Origin of the sequence: Candidatus Contendobacter odensis Run_B_J11, assembly GCF_000531125.1 — a bacterium.
GTDB classification, from domain to species: Bacteria; Pseudomonadota; Gammaproteobacteria; order Competibacterales; family Competibacteraceae; genus Contendibacter; species Contendibacter odensensis.
Genome location: NZ_CBTK010000284.1, coordinates 1 through 10962, shown reverse-complemented (window position 1 = coordinate 10962; position 10962 = coordinate 1). Strand labels below are relative to the sequence as shown.

At 57.8% G+C, this 10962-nt stretch carries 11 protein-coding genes and 1 pseudogene; 7 read left to right on the top strand and 5 right to left on the bottom strand.

From position 1 onward, the window contains the following. Nucleotides 1-22 precede the first annotated feature (22 nt). The 4 genes from BN874_RS17905 to BN874_RS17890 all read right to left on the bottom strand — a co-directional run bounded on the left by BN874_RS17905 (nt 23) and on the right by BN874_RS17890 (nt 3389). Nucleotides 23-385 carry a hypothetical protein gene (locus tag BN874_RS17905; RefSeq protein ID WP_051498016.1) on the bottom strand — a complete coding sequence of 121 codons (363 nt, stop codon included), beginning with the start codon at nt 383-385 and terminating at the stop codon, nt 23-25. 125 nt (nt 386-510) lie between these two features. After that, nucleotides 511-1914: a serine/threonine-protein kinase gene (locus BN874_RS17900; protein ID WP_034435667.1), complete on the bottom strand. Its 1404-nt coding sequence runs from the start codon at nt 1912-1914 to the stop codon at nt 511-513. A 1-nt stretch (nt 1915) separates the two neighbouring features. Beyond that, entirely contained in the window at nt 1916-2788 is an 873-nt protein-coding gene (locus BN874_RS17895) for a c-type heme family protein (RefSeq protein ID WP_034435665.1), read from the bottom strand. 31 nt (nt 2789-2819) lie between these two features. Continuing rightward, nucleotides 2820-3389 carry an invasion associated locus B family protein gene (locus tag BN874_RS17890; protein WP_034435663.1) on the bottom strand — a complete coding sequence of 190 codons (570 nt, stop codon included), beginning with the start codon at nt 3387-3389 and terminating at the stop codon, nt 2820-2822. A gap of 113 nt (nt 3390-3502) precedes the next feature. On the opposite strand from BN874_RS17890, the gene BN874_RS24760 reads away from it, so the two are divergent. The 7 genes from BN874_RS24760 to BN874_RS17860 all read left to right on the top strand — a co-directional run bounded on the left by BN874_RS24760 (nt 3503) and on the right by BN874_RS17860 (nt 10103). Further along, on the top strand, nt 3503-3727 hold the full coding sequence (locus tag BN874_RS24760; protein ID WP_154725012.1) for a hypothetical protein: 225 nt from the start codon (nt 3503-3505) through the stop codon (nt 3725-3727). Nucleotides 3728-3808: 81 nt separating this feature from the next. After that, nucleotides 3809-4468: a DedA family protein gene (locus BN874_RS17885; RefSeq protein WP_034435661.1), complete on the top strand. Its 660-nt coding sequence runs from the start codon at nt 3809-3811 to the stop codon at nt 4466-4468. A 78-nt stretch (nt 4469-4546) separates the two neighbouring features. Further along, the gene (locus BN874_RS17880; protein WP_034435660.1) at nt 4547-5833 is read left to right on the top strand and encodes a citrate synthase; all 1287 of its coding nucleotides are present in this window, start codon (nt 4547-4549) and stop codon (nt 5831-5833) included. A gap of 105 nt (nt 5834-5938) precedes the next feature. Then, nucleotides 5939-7108, top strand: coding sequence for a toxic anion resistance protein (locus tag BN874_RS17875; RefSeq protein ID WP_230314483.1), 1170 nt, complete (start codon nt 5939-5941; stop codon nt 7106-7108). A gap of 1 nt (nt 7109) precedes the next feature. Next, the gene (locus tag BN874_RS17870; protein WP_034435659.1) at nt 7110-8228 is read left to right on the top strand and encodes an SPFH domain-containing protein; all 1119 of its coding nucleotides are present in this window, start codon (nt 7110-7112) and stop codon (nt 8226-8228) included. Nucleotides 8229-8258: 30 nt separating this feature from the next. After that, entirely contained in the window at nt 8259-8831 is a 573-nt protein-coding gene (locus BN874_RS17865) for a Uma2 family endonuclease (RefSeq protein WP_034435658.1), read from the top strand. Between the two features lie 93 nt (nt 8832-8924). Beyond that, nucleotides 8925-10103: a TFIIB-type zinc ribbon-containing protein gene (locus BN874_RS17860; RefSeq protein ID WP_051498015.1), complete on the top strand. Its 1179-nt coding sequence runs from the start codon at nt 8925-8927 to the stop codon at nt 10101-10103. 60 nt (nt 10104-10163) lie between these two features. On the opposite strand, the pseudogene BN874_RS23915 reads toward BN874_RS17860, so the two are convergent. Next, nucleotides 10164-10453: pseudogene (locus tag BN874_RS23915) on the bottom strand (transposase); the annotation flags it as partial. Nucleotides 10454-10962 lie beyond the last annotated feature (509 nt).

The following is a 10962-nucleotide window of genomic DNA, read 5'->3' as shown; positions in this document are numbered from 1 at the left end:
GCCAGCGCAGTTTCGGTGATCTTCAGCGGCGGGCCTCGGCGCGGGCCTCGATATCGTCTGGCGGTGCGGCGCACAGGATGTGCGAAACCTCATATTGATCGCCGCTCCGAAACTGCTGGCGATGAGTCTGAAAGAAACGCTGGCAACTGGCCTCATCGGGCAGTTCCGGGGCGGTGATCTCGCGGTCGAACAATGCCGCAATGCGTGCGTCTTCGTCGGCACCGGTGATGCCCAGCCGGGCTGCTTCCTGCAACAGCAGTTCCTTGGCGACCAGCGCCAGTCGGGCTGAATAATTCGCAATTTCCGGTGATGGTGCCGGATGATGCTGCATTTCGGTGTGAATGGCGGCGTCAGAGATTTCGACACCGTTAACAGTGATGTCCATGCAGATTTTCTCCAAGAGGGGTTCAAACCACGAGGTGATGAAACCAAGAATGATTAAACGGAAGAAACAAAGAAATCCCGGCTTCTACCTGCGTTTCTTTCGTTCTCTGCTGTAGAAATTGGCGGTCAGCCCATTCCATCGGCGGGCGCCCGCTTGAGAAACGCCGTCCGCTCAGCGGCGGTGGGAATGTGCTCGGCCAACCGCTCGTACAAATCCCGTGTCGTCCGGGCCTTGATGGCCGTCTGTTTGACCAGCACCTTAGCAATGGGACCCAGATGGACGGCCAAGTCGCGGCGGGCAGTTTCCAGTACCGCCTGATCGAACGATCCCAAGGATCCGCTCATCTGGCTACCCATCACCGAGGCACTGGTTGCAGCGGTAACCAGGCCGGTGGCGGTGCCGCCCAATACCCCTCGCATTCGCCGTTGGAACAGTAACCGATCCGGTTCGTTGGGAATGGCTGCTGCCAGAGTTTGCACCAGTTCCACCGGGCTGCTGACCTGCTGGGTCGCCTTGCGCACCAGAACCTTGGCGACTGGACCCAGATACACTACCAACTGCTTCTCGGCCTGCGCTAACAAGGCGGGGTCCCAACCCGCCAGCGTATGGGGTGGGGGTTCCGGCGCCTGAACTGGAGCTACCCGGATCACGGTCGAACCATCCACCGCGCTTTCGCGCTCCACCAACTTCAGCCCTTCCAAAGCGGCGATGAAAGCACTGGCCTCTTGAAACCGATCTTCTGGTGCCTTGGCCAGCGCCCTGGTCAGTACCGCATCCAATTCGGGCGGCAGGCGGGGATTCAGCAATGTCGCCCGCCGTGGCGGCTCATTGAGTACCTGATACATCAATTCGCTGGCACCGCGCCCGGTGAACGGTCGGGCACCGGTCAGCAGTTCAAACAATACCACTCCGCAGGCGTAAAGATCGGCGCGCCGGTCGGCCTCTTTGCCTTGAAACTGCTCCGGTGCCATGTAGCCGGGGGTACCCACGGTCATCCCAACCTGGGTCATTCCGATCCCGGTTTCCAGCCGGGCGATACCGAAGTCAGTCACCTTCACCTGCCCATCCGCCAGCAGAATGACATTACCGGGCTTGATGTCGCGATGAACCACTCCGCTGGCGTGGGCGTGACTGAGCGCCTGCAACACCTGGACGATGACCGCCACCGTGTTGGCCAGCGGCAGCGGCTGGCGATCTTTGAGATAGTCGCGCAGTTCCCGGCCCTGCACATACTCCATGACGATATAGGGGACGTTATCTTCCTCGCCATACTCGAAGATGGTGACGATGTTGGGATGCAGGCAGCGCCCAGCGGCGCGGACCTCGCGGCGAAACCGCGCCAGCCACTCGGCGCCATCTTCTCCGTGCAGCAACCGGCGGTGAATGGTCTTGATCGCGACCTGGCGGTCAATCGCCTCGTCGTAACCGAGATAAACTACGCCCATGGCGCCCCGTCCGAGCACGCCGAGTATGCGATAGCGGCCGACGCGCGCGGGTTGCGCACCGGTGGTCTCGCCGCTGTCGATCATCTCATTCGCCCAACATCTTCATGGCGCTTTCCAGGCTCAACCGCATCCGACTGAACGACTGTGACAGCGAGGAGATTTCATCCGAACCCGGCTTGACATATTCCGGCACGTCCGGCTTGCCCATACTGACCTCGGTAGCAATAGTGGCCATCCGTACCACCGGCCGGATCACTACGAAGTGCAGCAGGATGTTCAGCAGCACCAGCAGCAACAAAAATACCCCACCCAGCAGAATCATGAAGGTGGTGAGTGTTTTCTGAGCGCGGGCCAGTGGTACCGACATCGGCACCGTCACCACCTGAGCGCCGATGATCTCGTTCAATTTCCAGCCGAAGCCGTTGTTGACCCCGTAAATGTCGGTCATGGTTTTGGGCGCGTCTTCAACCTTGCCGTGGCAACTTAGACAGCCTGCATCGTAAATGCCCAAAGGCCGTCCCAGATTGAGCATCCGTCCGGTCGGGGTGTCCCGTTCGACGATCAGTTCCTTGCGCTCCGCGTTGTTGCGGAATTCCTGGATGATATCCGCCTCCCAGTCGCTGGCCCGGTCGTTCGGGTTGGTCGGATTGAGCGCCGCCTCCTTGTAGGTGTACTCGGGAAATTTGGTCCGCAGCGCCTTGAAGCTCTGCGCCGCCGCATAGGCCGACACCGTCTGGGGCAGGAACTGCCGCTTCATCTGTAGCGTCAACAGCGGTTTGACATGCTCGGCGGTGTAGGCGCGGGCGCCCAGCGCGCTCTCCATCATGATGCGCGCACTCTGGAGGACTTCTTCGCGGGCGTTGTCCTTGAGGATACGGTCGGACAGATACCCTGCCAGCGCCAGACCGATTACGAAAGCCAGCAGCAGCACCAGATTGAATTTCATGCGCAGACCCATATTAGAACTCCTCAAATTGTGGTGGTTGCGGTTATCGGAGCGAACGGCTGGGCGCGGGAGCCGGCGCGGGCTGACAATTTTGATTCAGGCTGTCGTAAGCCTTGCTGAATCCACTCAGGCTGAAATGAACCGGGAAGGTCTGAGTGGCCGGCCAGGTCGGCCAGAAGCGTAGATAAATCGTGGCCTGACGACCAGCACGCAATAATTGGACCAATTCTGGCACATTCTGGTCGAACACCAGATCGGTTTTGCGAACAATCTTAACGCTGCGAACCGATGGTTTATCATCCACCACCAGTTGCAGATCAGCGAAGGACAGGTCGAGGTCTGATTCGGTCACGGCCAGCAGGCTGCTGCCGTTGAACACCAGGGAAACCGGCGTCGAGTCGTAACCGTCCGAAGTGGTCTGGGATTCACTGCTCAGCAGGCAGCGTGACTGACGGGTCACCGGGTCGGGTTGCATCGCCGCAGTCCAGGCGGCTTCCACCGCCATAATGGGTGCCAGTGCCAATCCGGCACACAGCCCACAGGCAGCCAATAATCGCCGCCGGCAGTCGGCAGCTCGCTGATTTGACGCGATGTTGCGTTGATGGGTCAGCACAGTGTTCCACTCCGGTTGAGAAAATCAGAACCAGCGGCTTGAACCGGCGGGACGCCCGTTCTACTTCGGTTCCGGTATAGTGATGAGCTTAGACATTCACTCAAGGGCACGCCATGCTTCCGCCGAACCTTAAACCCTTTGCCCATATTATCGCCGGCGCTGACGATACGCTGCATCATCCGACCCGGCGAACGGCAGCGAAGGATAGGGTACCGGCGCGGGTGGATATCGTCCGTGCGGTGTACAACCCCGATCCATCCGCAGTCCATCTGCGACAGGGCAACCCTCCCGTTAACGGGCTACCTGACATGGAACTCTGGTGCAACTGTGATGATTGAGTGTACAACGCGGGGCTGTCCCTCCACGATAACTCCCCGACTCTCCATTCCTCAGCCCCTTTAGAACCATCGGTACCCCATATGGATTTCTTTTCCGATCTGCTCTCGTTATTCCTGCATCTCGACCAGCATCTGGCCGATCTGTCCAGTCAGTATGGCGGCTGGATTTACTTCATTCTATTCCTGATCGTGTTCTGCGAAACCGGCTTGGTGGTCACCCCCTTCCTGCCTGGTGATTCCCTGTTGTTCGCAGCCGGTTCGCTGGCCGCCATCGGATCAATGAACATCCACGCGCTGTTTCTGCTGTTGACGGCGGCGGCTATTATCGGTGATACGGTCAATTACGCCGCTGGACACTACTTCGGTGAAAAAGTATTCAGCGATGACGCTCGCGTACTCAAGCGTGAATACCTCCATCGTACCCACCAGTTTTTCGAGCGCCACGGCGGCAAGACCATCATCATCGCCCGCTTCGTGCCGATCATCCGCACCTTCGCCCCGTTCGTGGCCGGTGCCGGCAGCATGAGTTATCGCCATTTCCTGATTTACAACGTGACCGGCGGCATCGCCTGGACTGCCTTATTCCTGTACGGTGGCTACTTCTTCGGCAACCTGCCTTTCGTCAAAAAGAATTTCACCTTGGTAATTATGGCTATTATCATTTTGTCCATTCTGCCGGGTATCATCGAATACTGGAGGCAACGCCGCACCGCCACCGCAGTTCACGCTGAAACTCCCTGAATCACAGTATAATCAGCCGCACGAAAAACCCGATCCTACCGCTACTCGACTTTACCCCACAGCCAACGGAGCCAAACCATGAGCCATACCTGCCGCATCGAACTGGATGGACAGTCCCATGATTTCCCGGTCGTCGAGGGAACCGAAAACGAACTGGCAATTGACATCAGCGCACTACGCGACCGCACCGGCTACATTACGCTGGATGATGGCTACGGCAACACCGGTTCCTGCAAATCATCCATTACCTACATTGACGGTGACCAGGGCATCCTGCGTTATCGAGGCATCCCGATTGAACAACTGGCTGAAAGCAGTTCTTTTGTGGAAACTGCCTGGTTGGTCATTTGGGGCCGCTTGCCCACCCCAGAGGAACATGATCGCTTCAGCACACGATTGACTCGCAATCAAATGATTCATGAGAGCCTGCGCAATCATTTTGAGGGATTTCCCCCCAACGCGCATCCGATGGCGATCCTCTCGGCGATGATCAACGCCATGAGTTGCTACGAGCCAGGCATGATGGAGATCGAAGACGAAACCACGCTGGAGCAGGCGGCGGCCCGTTTGATCTCCAAGGTGCGCACTATCGCCGCCGCCAGCTACAAGATGTCGGTGGGTCAGCCGCTGATGTATCCGCGCGCCGATTACAAATACGCGCAGAACTTCCTGCACATGATGTTCTCGATCCCCTACAAGGATTACGAGCCGACGCCGGAAGTTGCCCGTGCGCTCAACCTGTTCCTGATCCTGCACGCCGATCATGAGCAGAACTGTTCCACCAGCACGGTGCGGATGGTCGCATCCAGCGGCGCCAACATGTACGCCAGTTGCGCCGCCGGCGTCTGTGCGCTGTGGGGTCCGCTGCACGGCGGCGCCAATGTGGCGGTGATCGAGATGCTGGAATTTATCCGCCAGTCAGGCATGAACGTGGCGGAATACGTTAGCCGGGTCAAGGCTAAGGATTCCAAGCTGCGGCTAATGGGCTTCGGCCACCGGGTCTACAAGAATTTTGACCCGCGCGCCAAGATTCTCAAAGAGGCGTCCGATAAGATGCTGGCGGGCATGAAGGTCAACGACCCGTTGCTGGATATCGCCCGCGAGCTGGAGGAAGTGGCGCTCCGGGATCCGTACTTTGTCGAGCGCAAGCTGTATCCGAACGTGGATTTTTACAGCGGCATCATTCTGCGGGCGATGGGCATTCCGCTGAACATGTTCACCGTCATGTTCGCTATGGGTCGGGTGCCGGGCTGGATCGCCAACTGGAAGGAAATCCACGACGATCCCAAGTCGCGTATCTATCGGCCGCGCCAGATGTATATGGGTAATACCATCCAGGATTACGTGCCACGCGACCTGCGCTGATCCCGATCCTCCATCATGCGCGGTGGGATGAAGGGGCAGGATGTGCGCCGTTAGTCTCAAAGCGCGATCCGTTTAATGAAAAGTTGACCGTAAGGAGCAACGCTGATGACCATGCCCCAACCGCCCCTGCCGACCGCGCCACCTGCACTACCCGCAGTCTTTGCCCAGGCCCTGCCGCAAGTCCAACAGGACTTGGCGGCTCGCGCCCCGGTGCCGGTGCAGGACCAGCAACAAGTCGCTGCACTGGCGGCGCAACTTGATCTGCGCGACAGTAACTCCATCATCTTCTTCGGCAGTAAGGCCCAAGAGCAGTTGACCACCATCTCCGACAGCATGTTGGAGGGGGTGCGCAACAAGGATGCCGGTCCCGCCGGCGCGGCGCTGAACGAGATGGTCAGTGTGCTGCGTGGCTTCAATCTTGACGAACTGGACCCCAACAAGAAGCCCGGCTTTTTCACCCGACTGCTCGGCAAAGCGAAACCACTGGCCAAGATCGTGCAGCAGTACGAGACGGTGCGGAACCAGATCGACGATATCAGCGACGCCCTGGAGCGACACAAAACCCAATTGCTGACCGACATTACTGCGCTGGATCGGCTGTATACCGCCAATCTCGACTATTTCCACACCCTGGAACTGTACATCGCCGCAGGCGATGAAAAATTGCGCACGGTGGATAGTGAAGAACTGCCTACGCTGGAGCGGGAAGTTGCTGCCAGCGCGGATATGGTCAGGGCGCAGCAGTTGCGTGACCTGCGCGCCAGCCGCGATGATCTGGAGCGGCGGGTTTACGATCTCAAGCTGACCCGTCAGGTCACCATGCAGAGCCTGCCCAGCATCCGACTGGTGCAGGAGAACGACAAGAGCTTGATCGGCAAGATCAACTCTACCCTGGTCAACACGGTGCCGCTGTGGCGGCAGCAACTGGCTCAGGCGATTACCATCTACCGCTCCGGCCAAGCCGCTGAAACCGTCAAGGCCGCCAGCGATCTTACTAACCAGTTATTGGCGGCCAACGCCGAAAATCTGCGGCAGGCTAACGTGCAGGCGCGCACTCAGATTGAGCGCGGCGTGTTCGATATTGAGACGGTGAAGCAGGCGAACCAGACTCTGATCGCTACTATCGAGGACAGCCTGCGTATTGCCGACGAAGGCCGCCGCCGTCGCCAGGAAGCAGCTACCCAACTGGAAGCCTGCGAAACTGAATTGCGTCAGGCGCTGGCCGCCGCTCATGCCAAACCCCGTTCCTCCAATCCAACTGCCAGGAGCCAATGACATGGGACTATGGGACAAACTGCTGGGTGAGTTCGTTGATGTTATCCAGTGGACCGATGATTCCAATGACACGCTGGGGTACCGTTTCGAGCGGCATGGCAACGAAATCAAGTTTGGCGCCAAACTCACGGTGCGCGAGGGTCAGGTGGCCGTGTTCGTGAACGAGGGCCAACTCGCCGATACCTTCCAGCCCGGCATGTATGAGTTGAAGACCAACAACCTGCCGATTCTTTCGACCTTGCAGGCATGGCGGCACGGCTTCGAGAGTCCGTTCAAGGCCGAAGTTTACTTTTTCAGCACTCGCCGTTTTACCGATCTCAAGTGGGGCACCCAGAATCCGGTGATGCTGCGCGATCCCGAATTCGGGCCGATCCGGCTACGCGCCTTCGGCAGTTACACCATTCGAGTCAAGGATGCGCCGACCTTTTTACGCGAGATCGTCGGTACTGACGGGCGCTTCACCACCGAGGAAATCACCAACCAGTTGCGCAACATGATCGTGTCGCGCTTCACTAATATCCTCGGTCAGGCCAAAATTCCGGCGCTCGATCTGGCGGGCAACTACGATCAGTTGGGTCAATTTCTGCAACAGCGCATTGCCCCGGAATTTGAAGCGGTCGGGCTGGAATTGCCCAATCTGCTGGTGGAAAACATCTCGTTACCCCAAGAAGTAGAAGCCGCGCTGGACAGGCGATCCAGCATGGGCATCGTCGGCAATCTCGACCAGTACACCCAGTTTCAGGCGGCGGAAGCGCTGCGCGATGCGGCGGCTAATCCCGGCGGCGGCTCCGAGGCGATGAACATGGGGTTGGGGCTGGCGATGGCGCAACGGCTGAGCGACACGCTGGCGCGCCCGGCGCAACTGGCACAACCGGCACCTCAACCGGCACCTGCGACTCCGCCGCCATTGCCCAGCGCCAGCCGGTACTTTATTGCCTTGAACGGCCAGCAGGCTGGACCGTTTCCTATGGATGAATTGCAACGGCAGGTGCAGGGCGGGCCACTGACCCGCGCCACGCTGGTGTGGACACAGGGTATGGCGAAGTGGACGGCAGCGGGTGAAGTGGCCGAACTGGCGTCGTTGTTTGCTCATCTACCGCCACCGTTGCCAGAAGCTTGAAATCCTCCCTCTGAAGGAGAACGTAGACTTATGAGTGTCGCCGCCGAAAAAATGCACATCAGCGAGGCCGACTATCTTGAATGGGAGAGCCGCGCCAAAGACAAACATGAATACATCGCCGGCGAAATTTTCGCTATGGCCGGTGCCAGCGAGCGTCATAACCGGATTGCGGGCAACCTGTTTTTTCACCTGCGGTTAGCGACTCGCGGCCACTCCTGCCGCGTCTTCATGGCCGACATGAAACTGCGTGTCGCCATGCATCGAAGCTATTACTACCCAGATGTGATGCTGGTCTGCGATGACAGCGACCAGCATCCGATCTACAAAACTGCGCCCTGCTTCATCGCCGAAGTGTTGTCACCCTCGACCGCCAATATCGATCAGCGCGAAAAATGGCTGCATTACCGGGATATTCCCAGTCTGCGTTATTACCTGCTGGTGGATGCCGATCATCTGAACGCCCGGTTGTTGACGCGGGCGGGTAAAGACCGCTGGACCGAGCAGCACCTCGACCGCGAGGATATCGTCGAGATTGCTTGTGGCGATGCCCATCTCACTCTGGGATTGGATGATCTCTACGAGGATACCGGGCTGCTGATCTAAAAGCGGGCCAGAATTATTCCACGTGGAATAGTTTCAACCATCCGGCAACTGTCTTCCGCAATCCGTCATACCCCGTTGGAGCAATCCACCCGCATGAACCCGATACCCGATCCATCCGCCACTGACGATCATCTGCCCGCACCTCATCGCTTTCCGTGTGCGCAATGCGGCGCGGCGCTGGAATATGCACCCGGCACTGAGGTTTTGCGTTGCAGCCATTGCGGCCATGAGAACCGCATCGTCGCCGCTGCCGCACCGATAGTGGAACAGGACTTTCGGCAAACCTTGCAATTGCTCGCTACCACAGCTACGACCCGCGACAATGTTGCGATCCACTGTGATTCCTGCGGTGCATCCTATAGCTTCGATGGCACTGTGCATTCGGGTTTATGCCCATTTTGCGGCGCTCCGGCAGTGGCGAAGACCGAACAACACCGCCAATTGCAACCCCAGGCGTTACTGCCATTCCAGATCGGTCGCGATCAAGCCCGCACCGCGTTTCACCAATGGCTCGGCAAGCTGTGGTTTGCGCCAAGCAAGCTCAAGGATTACGCCCGCAACGATGCCAGTCTGAGCGGTATGTATGTGCCCTATTGGACCTACGACGCTGATACCACGACGAGTTATCAAGGCGAACGCGGCGACGACTATCAGGTGCAGGAAACCTATATCGCCATTGAGGATGGCCGCAAAGTGGAACGAACCCGCACCGTGACCAAAACCCGCTGGACTCCAGCAGCGGGCAGGGTCTCCCGCTTTTTCGATGATGTGCTGGTGCTGGCCAGTCAATCGCTGCCGCGTGCGGTGACCGAGCAGTTGGAGCCTTGGGATTTGGCGAATTTGACGCCATACCAGGAAGCGTACCTCAGCGGGTTCCGCAGTGAGATGTATCAAGTGGAACTGGATCAAGGTTTCGAGCGCGCCCGTGAAATCATGGCCCCCACCATTCGCCACGACATCGAACGCGACATCGGCGGCGACCACCAGCGCATCCTCGCCGCCGACACTCGCTACGGTGATATTCGCTTCAAGCATGTCCTGCTACCGATATGGATGTCGGCGTTCCGCTTCCGTGAAAAAATTTATCGCTTCGTGGTCAATGGCCGCAGCGGCGAGGTGCAGGGCGAGCGGCCGTACAGCCGATGGAAGATCGCCTTTGTAGTGTTGTTAGCTGCGGCGCTGATTGGCGGCGGCGTGGCGGCGTGGCAACATTACGGCAAGGCGGTTGAGGTCAGATCGGATAGAATTGATAGTCAATACCGGTTGCGGTGAGAAAGCGACCGAACCGCAGTTAGAATATGGCTCAATATGGATTCCAGACAGTTCGCCTGGTTAGGCGACTAGCCGTTCCAAGAGCGGTCTGAGCAGGCCTTTGCCCCGGATGCGTTATGGAGCATTGAAAGAGAACTTAGGTACAGCGGCAGTTTTTCTGGCGAGATGCCCCGATGGGGCCGCAACCAGGAGCGCAACAGCGACCAGAAGCCCTCGGCGGTGTTGACATGAATCGCATAAAAGCCATCCCCGTCTTCGTCGCGGGCGTATTCGCCTCGGCTGTAACACACGGTACGGTGATCAAACCTCCATTCCGTCAACCGTCGGTAGATATCGTATTCATCGGTATGGTGCGACGTGATGTTATCTATGTAATTGTTCTACTAGGGTAAAATCCTTGATAGAACCTGCTGTTCCCTCAGCAGTAGCCTACCGCCACATGCGGCCTTGGTAACGAGACGGTGTGAAGCTGGCGGGACAAAGTAACCCATACCCGAAAGGGTTAAGCTGAATCCGTGAGGATGAAGCGTATCTACAAGCATAATGTGGAAGGGGGCTAGGCTTGGGTGGTATGGCCAGCCCTTTCAAGGTGTAAAAATACAACATTGAAAATCAATAAGTTGAATTTAACCTCGAACTCTCTTCTTAGCCAAACCCGATGTTAGGCCGAGTCGGGTAATAGAGAATCAGACGGTTACGTCAACCATCAACTGAGCACCTTGAAAGGGCTGGGTGGTATGGCTAACGTAAGTGAACTGTCGATAAATTCCGTTAAGAATGACAAGCCAAATAATGCTGATATAGTCTTACCAATAGTTATCTATACGTTGTGAATGAACCAACTCCTAAATTAAGTGTC